This is a genomic window from Moritella sp. JT01 (genome assembly GCF_001574435.1).
GTDB lineage: Bacteria > Pseudomonadota > Gammaproteobacteria > Enterobacterales > Moritellaceae > Moritella.
This window is the reverse complement of record NZ_LOCN01000011.1, coordinates 22,993-41,224: the sequence shown is the minus strand read 5'-3', so window position 1 is coordinate 41,224 and position 18,232 is coordinate 22,993. Positions and strand designations below refer to the sequence as shown.

The 18,232-nt window shown below is 41.5% G+C and carries 17 protein-coding genes and 8 tRNA genes; 8 read left to right on the top strand and 17 right to left on the bottom strand.

The genetic code is table 11. From position 1 onward, the window contains the following. Positions 1-9 precede the first annotated feature (9 nt). On the bottom strand, positions 10-828 hold the full coding sequence (cobA, locus tag AKG98_RS11205) for a uroporphyrinogen-III C-methyltransferase (protein WP_067045722.1): 819 nt from the start codon (positions 826-828) through the stop codon (positions 10-12). Between the two features lie 415 nt (positions 829-1,243). On the opposite strand from cobA, the gene AKG98_RS11200 reads away from it, so the two are divergent. From AKG98_RS11200 to AKG98_RS11185, 4 genes are all read left to right on the top strand, one after another. Further along, positions 1,244-3,433, top strand: coding sequence for a molybdopterin oxidoreductase family protein (locus tag AKG98_RS11200; protein WP_067045720.1), 2,190 nt, complete (start codon positions 1,244-1,246; stop codon positions 3,431-3,433). Between the two features lie 68 nt (positions 3,434-3,501). Next, positions 3,502-5,403 (top strand): DmsC/YnfH family molybdoenzyme membrane anchor subunit, encoded by a 1,902-nt coding sequence (locus AKG98_RS11195; RefSeq protein ID WP_067045718.1) that lies wholly within the window; start codon positions 3,502-3,504, stop codon positions 5,401-5,403. Between the two features lie 452 nt (positions 5,404-5,855). Continuing rightward, entirely contained in the window at positions 5,856-6,719 is an 864-nt protein-coding gene (gene rpoH / locus AKG98_RS11190) for an RNA polymerase sigma factor RpoH (RefSeq protein WP_067045715.1), read from the top strand. 108 nt (positions 6,720-6,827) lie between these two features. Further along, positions 6,828-7,166: a hypothetical protein gene (locus AKG98_RS11185; RefSeq protein ID WP_067045714.1), complete on the top strand. Its 339-nt coding sequence runs from the start codon at positions 6,828-6,830 to the stop codon at positions 7,164-7,166. Positions 7,167-7,254: 88 nt separating this feature from the next. On the opposite strand, the gene AKG98_RS11180 is transcribed toward AKG98_RS11185, so the two are convergent. Beyond that, complete coding sequence (locus AKG98_RS11180; RefSeq protein WP_067045712.1) at positions 7,255-8,046, bottom strand: RelA/SpoT domain-containing protein; 792 nt, start codon at positions 8,044-8,046, stop codon at positions 7,255-7,257. Between the two features lie 267 nt (positions 8,047-8,313). Here AKG98_RS11180 and AKG98_RS11175 point away from each other — a divergent pair, with 267 nt between their 5' ends. Further along, positions 8,314-8,958, top strand: a complete 645-nt coding sequence (locus AKG98_RS11175; protein ID WP_067045710.1) for an OmpA family protein — start codon at positions 8,314-8,316, stop codon at positions 8,956-8,958. A gap of 224 nt (positions 8,959-9,182) precedes the next feature. Here AKG98_RS11175 and AKG98_RS11170 read toward each other — a convergent pair. From AKG98_RS11170 to mutY, 11 genes are all read right to left on the bottom strand, one after another. Then, a tRNA-Asn gene (locus AKG98_RS11170) sits at positions 9,183-9,258 on the bottom strand. A 6-nt stretch (positions 9,259-9,264) separates the two neighbouring features. Continuing rightward, positions 9,265-9,340: transfer RNA gene (locus AKG98_RS11165), tRNA-Phe, on the bottom strand. Between the two features lie 3 nt (positions 9,341-9,343). Next, positions 9,344-9,419 (bottom strand) — tRNA-Thr (locus AKG98_RS11160). Positions 9,420-9,469: 50 nt separating this feature from the next. Further along, positions 9,470-9,545, bottom strand: a tRNA-Phe gene (locus tag AKG98_RS11155). 3 nt (positions 9,546-9,548) lie between these two features. Next, positions 9,549-9,624, bottom strand: a tRNA-Thr gene (locus AKG98_RS11150). A gap of 57 nt (positions 9,625-9,681) precedes the next feature. Further along, positions 9,682-9,757, bottom strand: a tRNA-Phe gene (locus tag AKG98_RS11145). Between the two features lie 3 nt (positions 9,758-9,760). After that, positions 9,761-9,836, bottom strand: a tRNA-Thr gene (locus AKG98_RS11140). Positions 9,837-9,914: 78 nt separating this feature from the next. After that, positions 9,915-9,990: transfer RNA gene (locus AKG98_RS11135), tRNA-Phe, on the bottom strand. A gap of 125 nt (positions 9,991-10,115) precedes the next feature. After that, complete coding sequence (locus AKG98_RS11130) at positions 10,116-11,273, bottom strand: murein transglycosylase domain-containing protein (RefSeq protein WP_067045708.1); 1,158 nt, start codon at positions 11,271-11,273, stop codon at positions 10,116-10,118. Positions 11,274-11,337: 64 nt separating this feature from the next. Beyond that, complete coding sequence (locus tag AKG98_RS11125; protein ID WP_067045706.1) at positions 11,338-11,607, bottom strand: oxidative damage protection protein; 270 nt, start codon at positions 11,605-11,607, stop codon at positions 11,338-11,340. Between the two features lies 1 nt (position 11,608). Beyond that, the gene (mutY, locus tag AKG98_RS11120; protein ID WP_067045704.1) at positions 11,609-12,682 is read right to left on the bottom strand and encodes an A/G-specific adenine glycosylase; all 1,074 of its coding nucleotides are present in this window, start codon (positions 12,680-12,682) and stop codon (positions 11,609-11,611) included. 151 nt (positions 12,683-12,833) lie between these two features. Here mutY and trmB point away from each other — a divergent pair, with 151 nt between their 5' ends. The 3 genes from trmB (at position 12,834) to glsB (ending at position 14,991) form a co-directional block, all read left to right on the top strand. Further along, a complete protein-coding gene (trmB, locus tag AKG98_RS11115) occupies positions 12,834-13,559 on the top strand; it encodes a tRNA (guanosine(46)-N7)-methyltransferase TrmB (protein ID WP_067045702.1) in 726 nt (241 codons plus the stop codon). A gap of 12 nt (positions 13,560-13,571) precedes the next feature. After that, entirely contained in the window at positions 13,572-13,910 is a 339-nt protein-coding gene (locus AKG98_RS11110) for a YggL family protein (protein WP_067045700.1), read from the top strand. Between the two features lie 163 nt (positions 13,911-14,073). Then, entirely contained in the window at positions 14,074-14,991 is a 918-nt protein-coding gene (gene glsB, locus AKG98_RS11105; protein WP_067045698.1) for a glutaminase B, read from the top strand. 177 nt (positions 14,992-15,168) lie between these two features. Here glsB and hemW read toward each other — a convergent pair whose 3' ends face one another. The 4 genes from hemW to AKG98_RS11085 form a co-directional block, all read right to left on the bottom strand. After that, positions 15,169-16,305, bottom strand: a complete 1,137-nt coding sequence (gene hemW, locus AKG98_RS11100) for a radical SAM family heme chaperone HemW (RefSeq protein ID WP_067045984.1) — start codon at positions 16,303-16,305, stop codon at positions 15,169-15,171. A gap of 50 nt (positions 16,306-16,355) precedes the next feature. Continuing rightward, positions 16,356-16,970: an XTP/dITP diphosphatase gene (locus tag AKG98_RS11095; protein WP_067045696.1), complete on the bottom strand. Its 615-nt coding sequence runs from the start codon at positions 16,968-16,970 to the stop codon at positions 16,356-16,358. Between the two features lie 119 nt (positions 16,971-17,089). Beyond that, complete coding sequence (locus AKG98_RS11090) at positions 17,090-17,518, bottom strand: DUF4426 domain-containing protein (protein WP_067045694.1); 429 nt, start codon at positions 17,516-17,518, stop codon at positions 17,090-17,092. A gap of 117 nt (positions 17,519-17,635) precedes the next feature. Continuing rightward, positions 17,636-18,181, bottom strand: coding sequence for a YggT family protein (locus AKG98_RS11085; protein ID WP_067045692.1), 546 nt, complete (start codon positions 18,179-18,181; stop codon positions 17,636-17,638). Positions 18,182-18,232: the final 51 nt, after the last annotated feature.

Sequence of the window (18,232 nt, the reverse complement as noted above, 5' to 3'; positions counted from 1 at the left end):
CATGCTCCGTTATGCGCTTAATTCTTGATTTTTTGCCGCTTGCTCTAGATCTCTCCAACTCAGTTGCTCTGCAAGAGAGACAACTTTGCCGATCACGATCAGGCTAGGGCTTTGTAATTGGTGTTCAATCGCGAGTGCTGGCAATGTAGCTACTGTGCCAACGAATTCTCTTTGTTGTGGTGTCGAGCCGTTTTCTATCAAGGCTGCAGGTGTATCACTGGCTAAACCATGACTGATAAGTTGTGCTGAAATTTCAGCTAATTTACCGAGTCCCATATAGAACACTAAGGTGTGTTCAAGGTGGGCAAGCTGCGACCAATTTAGGTCTAGCTGGCCATTTTTTAGGTGTCCAGTGATAAAGGTACAGCCTGTTGATAGACCTCTGTGAGTCAACGGGATCCCTGCGTAGGCGGTACAACCTGATGCCGCTGTTACGCCGGGCACGACGATTGTTTTTATATCGTGGGCATGGAGCACAAGTTGTTCTTCACTACCGCGGCCAAACACAAACGGGTCACCGCCTTTTAGGCGACAAATATTCAGACCTTGTTTGGCTTTATCTACCATGAATAAATTCAACTGATCTTGTGGAATACAATGGTCTGCTTTTTTCTTACCCACATAAATAGCTTTGGTATGGGGTGGAAATAACGCTCTAATTTCGTGGCTCACCAAGTTATCAAACAAGATTAGATCGGCATTCTCAATCATTTTTAATGCTTTTAGTGTGAGTAGCTCTGGATCCCCCGGACCTGCTCCTACTAATGCCACTTGACCTAGCGTGTTGTTATTTTTTGATTGCGCTTTGGTAATTAATTCAACTGTCATGACTCACATCCCTGTAGTACTGCTCTGTACTCACTAACGCAAAGACAATGCCAACTCTGTAAATTAAGTGTTAGTTATTGATATTTAAGGGTTTGTTTCTATGCCTTGTTTTATATAAGGTTTTTTAGATGATTAAGTACTGTGATGTTGCACCAGTTTTTTCATTCACGCACAGCCATGGTGCAGTCAAGTGTGAGTTGTTGATAATAGATGTCGTTAAAATGGGTGAGCGTGTGGGTAAATGACAGGAAAATCTCTGTGTTTATGCAGTTAAAGAAGAACATCATCCTTTTTATGGTGAATTAAAGTAAGGTGGCTTGGTTATTGCTCACTTGTTCTTATAGCTAAATTAGTATTTATAAAAACGATATAAAAACAATAAACAATGTGCTGAGCAATTCAATGGAGACGTCTTATGATTTTCGGACGCAAGGATCAAAAGCCTATTCGCATTGCGGATAAACAGGTTAAAGAATGGAAATATACAACGTGTGGGTATTGTTCTACAGGTTGTTCTATCGAGATTGGTATTAATGAGCAAGGGAATGCTGTTGCGAGTCGAGGCGTTGCTGATGCCGATGTCAACAGAGGTAAATTGTGTATTAAAGGTATTTTTGAACATGAACTATTTGAAGCATCGGGCCGTGGTAACAATCCACTAGTTCGCGATCAAATTCATGACGAATATACAGAAACCAGCTGGGATTCTGTACTTGATACCATGGCTGATAAGATTAAAGCAATTCAAGACCAATATGGTAAAGATTCATTTGCCATTGTATCGACTGGACAATTATTAACTGAAGAGTTTTATACTTTAGGTAAGTTAACACGTGGTTGTATTGGTACTAATAACTATGATGGTAATACAACACTCTGCATGGCATCTGCTGTATCTGGTTATAAGCGCTCATTTGGTTCGGATGGCCCTCCTGGCTGTTACGATGATTTTTCGCACACAGATTGCCTTATTGCCTGGGGTTCTAACCTGCCAGAGCAGCACCCTGTTATCTATTGGCGCTTAAAAGAAGCTAAAGAACAACGTAACTTCCCGCTTATCGTGGTTGATCCGCGTGTCACTATGCTTGCGCAGTTCGCTGATATTCATTTACCCATTAGTCCCGGTACTGATATCGTATTACAAAATGCATTAATGCATGTGATCTTAAAAGAAGGTCTCGAAGATAAAGACTATATCGAAAAATACACTAATGGCATTGAAGAGTTAAGAGCGTGTGTAGCAGATTTTGACCCAACATCAGCCGCTAAGATCTGCGGTATCGATGAAGATACCATCCGTCATGTCGCCCGTTTATTTGCTAAAGCAGGTCGTGCCATGAGTATCTGGACGATGGGCCTGAATCAAAGTACCCATGGCAGTGACGCAATCACGGGTTGTAATTCATTATCTCTGATCACGGGTAATATTGGTGTGCCGGGTGGCACGAGCTTATCGATTACTGGTCAATGTAATGCGATGGGCACACGTGAGTGGTCTTCTTGTTCTGGCTTACCAGGTTATCGAGCATTAGAGAAAGAAAAGGATCGTAACGATATTGCTGAATTTTGGGGTATCGACCCAGAGTTCTTTCCAAAAAAACGTGGTTTAGCACAAACCGATATTTTCCCTGCGATAGAAACGGGTCAAATTAAAGGTTTATGGCTGGTGGCGACAAACCCAATGACATCTATGCCGAATACCTCACGTATCCGTAAAACGTTGGAAAAATTAGATTTCCTCGTGGTGCAAGATGCATATCAAGACGTAGAAACGACCCAATATGCACACATGTTTTTACCTGCCGCAGTTTGGGCCGAGAAGGAAGGGGTATTTACCAATACTGAGCGACGTGTAAACCGAGTCTGTAATGTGCAGCCGCCAAAAGGTAACTCTAAATCTGATTTTTGGATCTTCTCTGAATTATCGAAACGTTTTGAAAATGGTCAAAAAATCACTTTTCCGGTGACGACTGAAGAAGCCTTTGAAGAAATGAAAACGCTGTCAAAAGGCGCTGGTCGTAATCTTGATATTTCAGGCATGACTTACGATAAAATTGAAAAAGCCCGAGGTCTACAGTGGCCATACCGTGAAGGCGCAACGGATAACGACGAAGGTGCGCGCTTGTATACCGATGGTAAGTTTGCCACGCCAACAGGTAAAGCTAATTTGATCCCATTACCTTGGGTTGATAATAACGAACATCCTTGTGAAGAATACCCATTCTGGCTCAATACTGGCCGTGTCGTTGAGCATTTTCATACCCGTACCCGAACCGGTAAAATGGGTAATTTAAACAAATATAGTCCCACTCCGTATATGGAAATGAACCCAGATGCTGCAGCCAAATTGGGCATTAAACATCAAAGTTATGTGCGTATAGCTTCTCGTCGTGGCGATGCGGTGGTGATGGTGCAATTAACTCAGCGCGTCGCGCCAAACTCGGTGTTTATTCCATTCCATTTCCATGATTGTGTCAATCGTTTGTGCCTTGGTCTGCTTGATCCGCATTCTCGTCAACCTGCATTCAAGCAGAGCTCACTACGTATTGAGCATGTCGATCAAAAACTGGCGGCGAAAATGAATCGCGAAAGACGAACATATTAATGTTATTGCACCATGTAATGGTGTTAGTCGCAATTGCATAAACAGTGATGACATAAGAGGGATAAATTATGTTAGACAAATTAGAACAATTTAGAGACCGCCTTGATCAGATAGGTGCGGCAGAAAAACCGGTTGTTGAAGACGGTACGCCAATCTTTGAGCACCGTGTTGGTGAGCAAAATTACGCCAAATTAGCAGATGTAGAAATATTTGATGTTAATACCTACGGCAATAAAATTGATTTAATCGAACGTACCGAAGGTAAGCTGCCTGTTGGTCGTTCAATGAATATTAATGAAAATAAAGCGGTAGGTGATAACCCTAATCGTAATAAACAGCATGCTTTCCACTTTACTGCGGATAACTGCATTGGTTGTCACGCGTGTGAAGCCGCGTGCAGTGAAAAGAATGACAACCCTGCACATATTGCCTTCCGCAGTGTGGGTTATGTCGAGAGTGGCAGTTACCCTGATTACAAACGTATTAATATATCCATGGCGTGTAACCATTGTGATGATCCGGTTTGTCTAAAAGGTTGTCCAACCAAAGCGTATACTAAACATGTTGAATATGGTGCGGTATTACAAGACCCTGATACTTGTTTTGGTTGTGGTTATTGTACGTGGGTTTGCCCATACAATGCGCCGCAACTTGATCCCATTAAAGGTCAGGTAACCAAATGTAATATGTGTGTAGACCGATTGGAAGTGGGATTAAAACCCGCATGTGTGTCTGCATGTTTAGGTAATGCACTTAACTTTGGCGTGGTTGAGAATACCCCTGAAAACCGTATTCAGGCGAAAACATCGATGCCGGGCTTTCCTGATCCGAGTATTACCAAACCAAATATCCGTTTCCAGCAGACCACCAGTACTCAGCGAGAAATGACGCGTACTGATAACATGCCGCTTAAATACCATAAACAAGATGACGGGTCATTCCGTTCGGTTGTTGATGAAAAAGACGGTAAAGAACAATCGTGGAACTTGGGTCGTTTGAGTTCACGTGAAAATCCGCTGGTGATATTTACGCTATTTTCACAAGCGTCGATGGGTGCATTTGCCCTTATCTTCCTTGGTCCATTACTGGGCATTGAAAGCTTAACTGGATTTACAGGATCTGGCGCGGGTTTATCATTGCTGGTTATATTAATGGCGATGCAAGCGATTGGTTTATTAATGTCGACACTTCATCTTGGTAAACCTAAGCGTTTTTATCGTGGCTTTAACAACTTAGCACATTCTCCTGTCAGCCGAGAGGGTTTAGGTGTGGCTTTATTCTTTGGATTCATGGGCGCATTTACTTTCTTCCAAGGCGTAGCATGGTTCTTTGATATGCACTTCTTTACTTATGTCGCGTCACTCTTTGGTGCACTGGCGTTAGTGGGCACCTTGGGTGGCCTGTACTACATGTATCGCAGTTATCGTATCAAAGCACGCCCGTTCTGGGACCATTGGCAAACTGCTTGTTCGTTTGTTGGTTCTGCAATCGCACTTGGTACGTTATTAACGGCATTCGTTGCTGTGATTGGTGGCGCTGAGCTTTACCCATTACTCACAGAGTTAGCGCCTATTGCAATCACGGGATTAGTGATTGAAGCGTTTGGCCTCTATTCACATGCGAAACATCTCAATGTAGAGCAGGGGGAAGGTGCAGCTTCGCATTATGTACAATGCACAACATTTGGTAAAACGTATAAATTACGTAATCTTACTGTTGCCATTAATATCCTTACGGTAACCTTGCTGGCGATATTAGCGCCATCGGGCTTGTTAAGCCTGTTATGGTTATTGCCAATTGCATCAATTGCATTAGCGTCAACAGTAAGCCGAGCGCTGTTTTATGTACTTGTTATTCCGACCACAATGCCTGGTGCATTCTTCTGGAAAAATAAAGGCTTTGAGCAGCATGCGCGTGATGTTGGTTTAGCAGATATGCCACAAGTTGGTGTTATACCTGACTTGCACTAATAGACTATATTTGGCTTGTAGTACATGGTATCTGACTGGCAATAAATTGTAGGAAAGGTGTGATGAGGGCAGCGCTTGCTGCCCTTTTTACTTTTTAAATAATACTAATTTAAAGACGTTTAGCGAAGTATTGAATCTTCTCGATAAGTTAAAGTCATACTAAAGGATTAGCATTAGCCGATTGATTTATTTTGATTTGTCATGTTATTGTAATTTTCTGTAATTAAACTAGAGCTTTAATAATCTAGCGTTAAACTAGATTGTACATAAATAATACAGTTGTCGTTAGATATGGTTATTTTTATCTGTTTATCAACAAGCTGAATTATCTATTTCAAATACTTAATACAATATACTTTATTTGTGCGGTCACGCTGATGGTCGAATTTGTCGATAAGCATCAGTCGTGATAAGATCGCGCAGATTATTGTGTAATAACGGGAGAATTGTTGATGAGCAAAGATATGCAAAGTATGGCATTAGTTCCTCAGGGTAGCATTGAAGCCTATATCCAAGGTGTGAATAGTATTCCAATGTTGACTGCTGAACAAGAAAAGGAACTAGGCGAACGCTTGCAGAATGAAGGTGATGTTGATGCTGCACGTCAGTTGATCATGTCACATCTACGCTTTGTTGTTCACGTTGCTCGTGGTTACGCAGGTTATGGCCTTGCTCAAGCTGACTTGATCCAAGAAGGCAACATCGGCTTAATGAAAGCGGTGAAACGATTTAATCCCGAGGTAGGTGTAAGACTGGTGTCTTTTGCCGTGCATTGGGTGAAAGCGGAAATTCATGAATTTGTACTGCGTAATTGGCGTGTAGTAAAAGTTGCGACGACTAAAGCGCAACGTAAACTATTCTTTAATTTACGTAAATCAAAAAAACGCTTAGGCTGGTTTACCAGTGCTGAAGTGAAAACTGTTGCTGAGACCCTTGGCGTTTCTACTAAAGATGTAGTGGAAATGGAATCAAGAATGTCTTACTCAGATCAAGCATTTGATTTATATGCAGATGATGATAGCGATAAAGACTCTGGTTCAACGAGCTTTTCGCCAGCACAGTATTTGGAAGACAACGCTTCGGATGTAGCGCTACAAGTCGAACGTGAAAACTGGGATAAAAGCGCATCTCTACGTTTAACTAATGCAATTTCTGAATTAGATGAACGTAGCCAAGATATCGTTAAATCTCGTTGGCTAGCGGAAGACAAAGCCACACTGCAATACTTAGCTGATCGTTATGGTGTTTCTGCTGAACGTGTTCGTCAGTTAGAAAAAAATGCCATGAAAAAACTCCGCGAGTTTATTACCGAATAATAAACACATAGAATTGTTAAAAATGAGGTCTCCAATGGAGGCCTCATTTTTTTTTGGCAAGAAAATAAATAAACGTTTAATGGTATTTAATGATAGATGGAAAGAAACATGAATAGAGATCCCTTATTTGGTTTTCAGGGTCGTGAGCTTAAAAGCTACTTAGAGCGTAATAAGTTAACTGAAGATCAAATTATTCTGGTTTATAACGGGTCTGGAATGACACATGAATATAACCTAGCGCAAGTTGTAATACCTGAAGAAGGCAAGCAAAAAAGGATTGTTGTGCGGCTCTTAAATAGTGGTGAAGACGTTACCTTCTTCCGCACAGGTAAAAGTGTCCTGAAGAAAAGTACGCATTATAAAGTGATGCCGATGGTGCCTTGGTTAATGACACGTTTTGGGTTGCAAGATCAAATTCGATTTAACTGGAAGTGGGGTTATGCTTAAATCCTCGCGTTAAGTTTAGAAGAGAGTAGGCCCAATCATGAGTGTTATGATTGGGCCTTTTTGTAACTAAGACATGTTAAATAAGCGATTATGCCATCTGTTTAAAGCTAGTCTTTAGTTCAACCATTAACTGTTGTTGCCAAGCCACTTGGTATAAATTACTCGAATCTTCCTTTAACTGCGCAACTTTAAATAATTCAATTTCAGATATTTCACGTTGTTGCTGTTTGGCGTTATGGTTGATTTTTTGGATCTCGGTGTAATTGTCATGTTCAGGACCATTCTTAATTGCTTCAATACGATCTAAATGCAACTGCACTTCCACTATCATCTGTGTTTTTGGTAATCGTACTAATAAATTTATATCGCGGTAACCATTTTGTTTTGGACTATTAAAACGATTTTTTACTTGGATGATATCGGTTTCTTGTTCAAGTAACTCATAAGCACTGAGTAATTCATGGCTGTTTTTGGCTACAAGCGAGCTACGGGCTAAATCGGTAATTTTCTCTACTGCGCCATCATGTTTGTTGGCAATCTTAGCTTGTGCTCTTTCAATGCTTTTGATTGCTGGAATAACTGCACTAGTCTGTGACATTAATGCGATTTGTTGAGTGAGGGTCGCTAACTCATCTTGTGCTGATTTAGCTAATGAATAAAGCGAGTCAAAATCGCTGTAAGGTTGCATGATATTACTGTTGTTAATATCAGACAATTGATAAAGTCCGGCTAAGTCTTTGCTTATTTGTGTGCGAACTCGGTTAGTTGCACTGCCGTTATTAGAGGCTTGACTAAAGCTAAGCATGGTCGCGGCTTCAAGCGGCGCTTTACCTGCTAGCATTAATACTAAAATTAATGATGTTCTGAGAAAGCTATACATAGGTATCCTTTTTGAGAAAAAGCATTTGCATCATTGTATGCTGATACTGAGTAATAGATGAGTGCGCCCAGTCACAATTCAAGCTGAGGTAGTGTAAAGCTGTGTAAGAAGTGACTCAGCTTGTCGAATAGTGAGAGTTATATCACTTATTCATGTGGAATCCGTTTATTAACTAGTAAATATGCCGGTGCGCTTGTATTTTATTTAAGTTAAAGTGTTCGCGAATACTCATACCCAAATATCGTTTCTATAATTAAGGCTTATTCAATGATGAAAAAAACAATAACTGCAGTAATGATTGTTGCTGCTCTTTCTGGCTGTGCTCGTCAAAATGCGACAACAGGTGAAGACGAAACGAATACCGCAACGAAGTCTGCCATTGGTGGTGCAATTGCAGGTGCATTAATCGGTGCTGCAACGGGCAAGAAAAATGCAGCGATATATGGGGCCGTTGGTGGTGCTGCAATCGGTGGTGGTATTGGTTACTATTTTGATCGTCAAGAAGAAGCATTACGCCAAGAGTTGACGGGTTCCGGTGTACAAGTTAAGCGTGTTGGTGAAAACGAACTGCAGTTGATTATGGCTAAGGGTATTGGTTTTAAAACCGCGGGTTATAACTTAAGCGGTGATATTTACTCAAGCTTAAACAGCGTGGCTAAAATTCTTAATGAATACCCTAAGTCATCATTGCGTATTGTTGGTCACACGGATAGCGTAGGCAGTGCAGAATCGAATTTAACACTATCTGAAGAACGTGCTGAATCTGTGAGTGCATACCTGAATAAACGTGGTATTAAATCGGGTCGTTTATCAACACGTGGTTATGGTGAGCGTCGTCCTATTGCATCAAATATGACAAAAGATGGTCGTGCTGCTAACCGTCGTGTAGAAATTACTATTACTGCTAATTAATTAGTTTCAAAACATACAGAAGCTACCAGCTGACGTCATATTAATTGTTGTTGGTTGTATCATAAGCCGAACCAAGTGTTCGGTTTTTTGTATTGATAGATTAAAGCGCTTAGCTAATGCGGGAGTAGTATTAATATATAGAATTATTAAATTAAAAATACGAGGCAGGACTAAATTTTGGATAAAAAAAGACCCAGTTATATAAATAACTGGGTCTTTTTAATTGGCTCCCCTTGCTAGACTTGAACTAGCGACATATGGATTAACAGTCCACCGTTCTACCAACTGAACTAAAGGGGAATTATTTGGTGCCCGAACCCGGAATTGAACCAGGGACACGAGGATTTTCAATCCTCTGCTCTACCGACTGAGCTATTCGGGCAAATGGTGCCGACTGCCGGAGTCGAACTGGCGACCTACTGATTACAAGTCAGTTGCTCTACCTACTGAGCTAAGTCGGCACTAAATGCTTTTTCATAAAGATAGTGGTATATATCTTTATTTATTAATATGGTGCCCGAACCCGGAATTGAACCAGGGACACGAGGATTTTCAATCCTCTGCTCTACCGACTGAGCTATTCGGGCAAATGGTGCCGACTGCCGGAGTCGAACTGGCGACCTACTGATTACAAGTCAGTTGCTCTACCTACTGAGCTAAGTCGGCACTAAATGCGTTTTAAATAAAGATACCTATTAATGAAATATCTCTACCTTTTATATATGGTGCCCGAACCCGGAATTGAACCAGGGACACGAGGATTTTCAATCCTCTGCTCTACCGACTGAGCTATTCGGGCAAATGGTGCCGACTGCCGGAGTCGAACTGGCGACCTACTGATTACAAGTCAGTTGCTCTACCTACTGAGCTAAGTCGGCACTAAATGCGTGTCGCATAATATCATCTTCATTTTAAAAAACAAGTCAATATTACACTTTTTTATTCTTTCCAAATTTTGGTGCCCGAACCCGGAATTGAACCAGGGACACGAGGATTTTCAATCCTCTGCTCTACCGACTGAGCTATTCGGGCAATGGAGCGCTATTAAATAGAATTTAGGCCGATCCGTCAACTGTTTCACTCTGTTTAGTGAAAATAATATGCGTTAACCCTATGTGCTGTCTGATTAATCACCAATACGTGTGTTTTGTTGACGTTTAACGGTTAAGTTGACGAAAATGACGGTTTACCTCGTACACATAGTTTTTTATTTCAGCGCGAGATTGCGCATTAGTGAAACTTTGGTAAACCTCATAAGAAGATAAGCTATTTATTATACTTAATGCTTCACTTTTGTTCTTTGAGAAGGTTTGCAGCATATTTTTAGGTCCTGCAATATAACTTGCTAGCGTGGCATAGTAGCGAGATTTTGGATTGCTAATATTTTTTAGGTACTGTTTGTCTAACAAATTCAAATAACTAATACCGATATCTAGGTTGTTATTGTTATTAAATAACCAGTTTGGTTGTGGTTTAAAGGGATATTTCTTTTGTTGATGAAATACATCTCGGCCAATCGAGTCTGATATCTGCATTAGACCAATGCGGCCATTGCGACTTAATGCGTAGGGGTTAAACAAGCTATCGACTTGGATCATGGCGGTGACGATATTGCTATCAATACCATAGCGTTGCGCGGATTGGTTAATCTGGGCTTGATAGCGCTGCTGGCGTACCTTGGTATGGTTAGCGGTTAATGTAAACGTCACGGAGTCTACCGAACGGCCCTTAACCGTCATTTGCTTGCGCTTATGCTTAACAAGATAGTTAGCATAACGTGAGGCGCGCCAATGCCATTTTATTGCTTTACCATCATTGTCTTTAACTTGTAGATAAAGAAATGGGTTCCCTTTAACTTCAGAACTGTAACTGGTGTAAAAATCGGTGTATTTAGGGCGTTCAGGAGCAAGTAGTGCGTACTCAATCGCCTGTTTAAGGTATTGCTGACTATTTGGTTGTGCGAGTGTCTCTATACGGACGCTACCTTGTTTAAAATCGATAACTGAGCGGCTGTGGTAATCGTTGGTATATTTGATATAGCGATAATTCGTTGAAAACGAGAGTTCAGTATCACCCCAAAGGTTGATAACTTGCTGACGATAATTGTCTTTTAAGGTTTTAAGTGCGGTATTGTCTTTTTCGTCGGTTCTTTCTGTTTTAGCGCGGTAATCAGGTTGTTGATAAGATAGACGCTCTAACGCTTGTGATGCGTTATTAAGACTAGCGAGTTCGACGGAATGTTGATAGTCACTCATCGAGCAGGCGGTTAAAACACTGCAACTGACAGCGATTAATAAGATACGGAATATAGCCATGTGGATAAACGGTTCTCTGGGTTAAAACTTGCCTAGCGCTAGAGTATCACGCTAGGCAATTGGATTAGGCTTTTGGGGTAAAACCGTCAATGATCACGTCTTCACCTTCAAATAGGTATTTGATCATTTCTTGTTCTAGAAATGCGCGATCATTTTCATCCATCATGTTTAATTTTTTTTCATTCAACAGCATGGTTTGTTTTTGTTGCCATTCAGACCATGCCTCTTGGCAAATATGATCAAAAATACGCTTGCCAACTTCACCCGGGTAAATTTGAAAACGTAAACCTTCCGCTTCTTTTTGTAAGCGTGTGCAGAAAACCATTCTAGCCATGTTATGCCTCTCTCAATGCTTGAGATGTTAATAATTTTTTAGTCGCAGCTGCTAATCCCACAGCTGCTGGTTGCTCTATGTTATACCAAAGAGTCCCTTGAGGTTCCATTATTTGCGTACTTGTTGTGGCATTTATTTCCACTAACAATGGGCTAATATCAAGATGGAAGTGACTAAAAGTGTGTCTAAATCCAGGCAACTCTTGGGTGGTAAACTCACTAATACCAAATTGTGCTAGCTGTTCTTCCAGTGATAAATTGTCATCGCGCTCAGGGAAACACCATAATCCTCCCCAAATACCTGCTGGTGGACGTTGCTGTAAACACAGTGTCGAACCTTGCTTTAGTAATAACATTTGCACGGTTCTTACTGGGATTGTTTTTTTCGGCTTCGGCGTTGGGAATGCCGTTGGTGTGCCCATCGCACGAGCTTTACAATCTTCATTAACCGGGCAAATATCACAATCAGGCCGACTGCGGGTACACACTGTTGCGCCAATATCCATCATGACCTGATTATAATTAGCGACTTGTTGTTGTGGTGTCAGTGCTTCTGATAGCGCCCACAGGGTATTTTCAACCGCCTTCTTACCATACCAACCTTCGATGGCACCCCAACGCGTTAAAACGCGTTTTACGTTGCCGTCTAAAATAGGGTGTGATTGATCTAATGATAATGACAAGATTGCGCCCGCAGTTGAGCGACCTACACCGGGTAACGCTAATACTTGTTCAAACTCGGTTGGGAACTGGCCTTGATATTCATCGCGGATCAATTGCGCTGCTTTATGTAAGTTACGGCCGCGTGCGTAATAACCCAGTCCAGTCCATAAGTGTAAAACCTCATCGATGTGCGCATTCGCCAAATCGGTGACTGTTGGGAATTTTTGCATAAACGTAGTGAAATAAGGGATCACTGTGCTGACTTGGGTTTGTTGTAACATCACTTCACTTAACCATGTAGGATAAGGTTCGTGATATTGTTGCCAAGGTAAATCCTTGCGGCCAAAGTCTTTAAACCAAGCAAGTACCCGTGGGGCAAATGTGTCTTTATTATTTTCTAATAGCGATGTCATCGGGTATTTTTAGCAATTATGGGAAATTTAGGGTGAAATTATGCCACACAAAACTTGCCAAATTCAGCTATCTTTGGATAATGCCCGAATTAACAGATAAATTTATAGAGTTTATGGCGATTAAACTGTCATAACGGCGACTGGATAAAAAATGACTGAACATAAAAGAATAGCAGAACCTGAATTAACAGAAGACGGTAAACGTATCCGTAAAGTGAGAAGTTTTGTTTTACGTGAAGGACGTTTAACCAAAGGCCAGGAAGCCGCTATGAAAGATTTTTGGCCGACTATGGGTCTAGATCATGACATGGGTATGCTCGATTTCGTTGAGGTTTTCGGTAACGATAATCCAGTAACATTAGAAATCGGTTTTGGTATGGGCGCATCTTTAGTAGAGATGGCGGCTATCTCACCAGAGAAAAACTTTATCGGTATCGAAGTGCACTCACCAGGTGTTGGTGCATGCCTAATGGCGGCGGGTGAACGTGGAATCACAAATCTACGTGTATTCTGTCATGATGCTGTGGAAGTATTAGCAGATTGTATCCCAGATACTAGCTTGGGGGGCATGCAGTTATTCTTCCCAGATCCTTGGCATAAGAAACGTCACCACAAACGTCGTATTGTACAAGCAGATTTTGCAGAAAGTATTCGCCAAAAACTTAGCTTAGGTGGTATCTTCCATATGGCGACGGACTGGGAAAACTATGCCGAGCATATGATTGAAATAATGGCTGTTGCCCCTGGTTATGAAAATACCGCAACAGAAGGGCATTTTGTGCCACGTCCAGATTGGCGTCCATTAACTAAATTCGAACAACGTGGTCACCGTTTAGGGCACGGCGTTTGGGATATTATTTATAAACGTACTAAGTAATTCGAGGTAATAATGGCTAAAAATCGTAATCGTCGTCTACGTAAGAAACTACGTGTAGATGAATTCCAAGAGCTAGGTTTTGATCTTTCTTGGGATTTCACTGAAGGTACAACTGAAGAGCAAATAGACGCTATCTTAGATGGTTTCATTGCTGAAGTTATCGATCCAAACAAACTGGCGTTTGCTGCAGACGGTAACTTGCAATGGGATGGTATGATTTGTACTGAGACCCACGGTAAATGTACAGAAGAGCAACGTGAACAAGTGAAAATTTGGTTAGAAGCAAAAGGTGTTAAAAACCTAATTGTTAGTCCATTATTTGATTTATGGTACGGTGAAGAAGGCGAATAAGCCTATTTACTAGTCACTAAAACCGACTGTTTTTCAGATCTATTTCCTTAAACGGTCGGTTATTTGTTGTCTTATTTCTACGCACAGACAATTTCCCTTTTCTTTCATTTTTGTTCCCGCTTATCTACAGCACATCGAACACTGCATTTAAAATAGGTTATCTATGCTCTCTAACGCATCTTTAGAAGAACTACTCGACGAAGTCCGTCCGTTAATTGGTGAAGGCCATGTTGCCGATTATATTCCTGCATTAGCGAACGTAAATCCACATCAGTTAGGTATTGCTGTGTGTATGGCCAACGGTGATGTATTTACGGCGGGTGATGCAGATACACGTTTTTCAATTCAAAGTATTTCGAAAGTATTTGCATTGACGGCGGCGTTAACGCGTTTTTCTGAAGATGAGTTATGGACAAGGGTCGGGCGTGAACCTTCTGGGCAAGCATATAATTCCCTTATTCAATTAGAGTTTGAAAAAGGGAAACCGCGCAATCCGTTTATTAATGCGGGCGCATTAGTGGTGGCTGATATGCTGCAAAGTCGCCTTTCTGCACCGAAACAACGGATGTTGGAATTACTGCGAAAACTGGCTAACTCGACTGATATCTATATTGATCACAGTGTGGCAGATTCAGAATTTGAACACATGGCACGTAATGCCGCGATAGCTTATTTGATGAAATCACACGGCAATTTTAATAATGACGTCGAAACGGTATTACAGAGCTATTTTAGCTATTGTGCGATCAATATGAACTGTGTGGAATTGGCGACTGCATTCTCATTTTTAGCGAAAAAAGGGATACCTTGTCATCGCAACAAGAGTTTGGTTAGTGAGCGTTGTACTCGCCGACTAAATGCGTTGCTGGCGACGTGTGGTTTATACGATGAATCTGGTGATTTTGCTTTCCGTGTCGGTATGCCTGCAAAAAGTGGGGTCGGCGGCGGTATTACTGCTGTGATCCCTGGGGAGTTAACGGTTTGTGTATGGTCGCCAGAACTGAATGAATCGGGTAATTCATTAGCGGGTACGGCATTGTTAGAATTGTTTAGTGAGCGTTTTGGCCATTCTATTTTTTAACGATAACAGGTGCTCATGAGTGGTCGTTATTTATTGAATTCAGTGATTGAATATAAGTAGTTAAATTTAAGTCATTAAAAAGGGGCGCAATAATTAATTATTGCGCCCCTTTTTATTTTTTAGGTACTACATGTTATTTCTATTGCTGCGATGATTACCGTAAAGGCTAATAGCCAATTAGATAAACAGATCGAATAAGCTATTTAGATAACGATGACCAAGTTTGGTCACTTGCCAATGGGTTTCGGTTTCAGTCAGTAAACCTTTCTTCACTGCGGCATTAATCTGCTCACTAACCGTGGATAGTGGTAATCCAGTAAAGTCACAAAAATCTTGTTTTGGTGTCGCTTCGATTAAGCGAAAACGATTCATGAAGAACTCAAAGGGCAGTTCGTCTTGGGCTACGACATGCTCATTGTCTAAAAAGGCTTTGTCAGCGTCCATATAACCGCGTGGATGCTTTACTTTACTGCGGCGGACTATCTGACCTGTTTCTGGTTCAGTAAGCTTACCGTGAGCACCACAGCCAATACCGATATAATCACCAAAACGCCAATAGTTTAAATTGTGCTGGCACTGCTTACCAACTTTCGCATAACCTGATATTTCATATTGCTCATAACCGGCTTCACCCAACAACGCATGACCTTGTTCAAAAATATCCCAGAGGATATCTTCATCCGGCAAAGTGGGCGGTTTAGAGTGGAACTGGGTGTTCTGCTCAATGGTTAATTGATACCAAGACAGATGATGGGGCGCCAATTCGACCGCTTTATTTAAGTCATATAAGGCATCACTCAGATCTTGATGTGGCAGGCCATGCATCAGATCCAAATTGAACGAGTTTAGCGCCGATTCAGTGGCAATATTGGCTGCGCGGATCGCTTCATCAGGATCGTGAATCCGACCCAACAGGTTAAGCTTTTCGGCTTGTAAACTTTGTACCCCAATTGAAATCCGGTTGATACCCGCGGCGACATAACCGTGAAAACGATCGGCTTCGACCGTACCCGGATTGGCTTCCATAGTGATCTCGATATTATCGCTAAACGGGATCATGGTTTCAATCCCATTCAGTATTTTAGCGATGCCTTCAGCGCTGATCAAGCTCGGCGTACCGCCGCCAATAAAGATCGAATGCAAAGAACGCTGAAATACGCGGGGTAGTTCACTGCGCAGATCCGCCAGCAGGTCTTGAATATATTCGTCTTCTGGGATCTTACCTTTCTGTGTATGTGAGTTGAAATCACAATACGGACATTTTTGTACACACCAAGGAATATGCACATATAAACTCAACGGCGGTAGTCGCATTGGCAGTGTTGTTACTGTATCTGTTGTAGTCGTCATCATAGTATCTGTCATTATTTTACAGCTAATCGAGTTTGCTGTTCATGCATTGCCGCTAACAATTTGGTTAACGCTTGGCCGCGATGGCTCAGCTCACTTTTACGTTGTTTAGTCAGTTCTGCTGATGTGCAGCCTTCTGATTCCACAAAGAAAATAGGATCGTAACCAAAACCATCTTCACCACTTGGTTGTTCAGTAATAACGCCATCCCAGCTGCCGTGACAGACTAACGGTGTCGGATCTTCAGCATGGGTCATGTAGACCAATACACAATGAAAGCGTGCAGTACGTTGCGCCGTTGGAACACCTTTAAGAGCATCTAATAGCTTAAGTAAGTTATCGCGGTCACTGGCATCCACACCGGCATAACGTGCAGAGTAAATACCCGGTACGCCTTGCAGCGCATCAACAGCTAAACCTGAATCATCAGCGATAGCAGGTAGGCCAGTTAATGCAGCCGCGTGTTTCGCTTTGATGATGGCATTTTCAATAAAGGTGGTGCCGGTCTCATCAGCTTCGACAATATTGAAATTACTTTGTGGCAGCACTTCCAGACCAAATTCAGCAAGCAGTGCTGACATTTCACGAACTTTACCTGGATTACCAGTAGCGAGAACAACTTTAGACATGGTGCGCCTTATTATTTGTTAAAAGAGAGTGATTTATTAAAAGAGAGTTAAAAGTGAATTTAAAATGGGCATATCACATTGGAGTCAGGTTATACAGGATCGCCGAACACTGATAAAGCCTAATCAACATAAAATTTTTGTTGAAACTTTAGTTCTTGAGTTTGGTTTCCGCTGGTTAACGTCACCTTGATACGGTAAGTTTCTTCGTTACGATGTGGTACTTCCGCAATGTAGTAAATCGCGTCTTGTTCACGTATTTCACGCACCTCTAATTCGCGGATATTACCGAGTAAATTACGTGCAGTCACTGTCATTGTCACCGCTTGCGCTTTTAGGGTATCGCTATCAAGCACTGAAATATTGATAATACCTAAGTATTTACTACGGTCTATATCATAATCTGATGCGATGTCAGGGGTTAAGAATGTGCTTGGAAAAGCAATGTAATGCACATCCCAATTGCCAAGTTTTTGCATTTGTTCTGCATTGGCGGCTGCAGAGACGAGTAAGGTTATAGAGAGTAATAAAGATTTAAATAATGCTGGCATGTTGGCTCCGAAATTAAATTTGAGCAAATAGGATATGTATAGGATATAAATAGTATAGCTAACTTGAATGGGTAAATATCAATGCAAGGCTTTTCCCTGCATTGATATTGGTTTTATTTAGAACGGTAGACCGGTGAGATCACCAATTAAAATTTGTAAAAATTGTAGACCTAAAATCGCCACTAGCATTGATAAGTCAAGACCACCAATTGCAGGAATAAAACGACGGATTGGCGTTAAAATTGGCTCACTTAGCTGTGATAGCACGTTTTCAACAGGGCTGTTGCCTTGGCTAACCCAGCTTAAAATTGCACGTAAGATTAATACGTAGAATACTAAGCTAAAGCATTGCTTAACAACTTTGATAGCCGCTAAGATTAGTACATCTTGGATAGGCGCGACAGCACCCGTTTGTAGACCGAATAAGGTGTAAATCATCGTACAGGCTACTGCATAAGCAAATACTACTGAAGCGAGATCTAAGCCGCCTAAGCTTGGGATCACACGACGTAATGGTCCGACAACAGGTTGCGTGGCTTTAACAATAAATTGGCTCATTGGATTGTAAAAATCAGCACGGGCCATTTGTAACCATACACGTAGTAGTATGATAAGAATGTATGTTTCAAATAAGATACTGACCAAAAAGTTAGCCGCGTTCATAAATTACCCTTCAAGTTAATTGGTTGTGAGTTAATTGTTCGTTAGTTAATC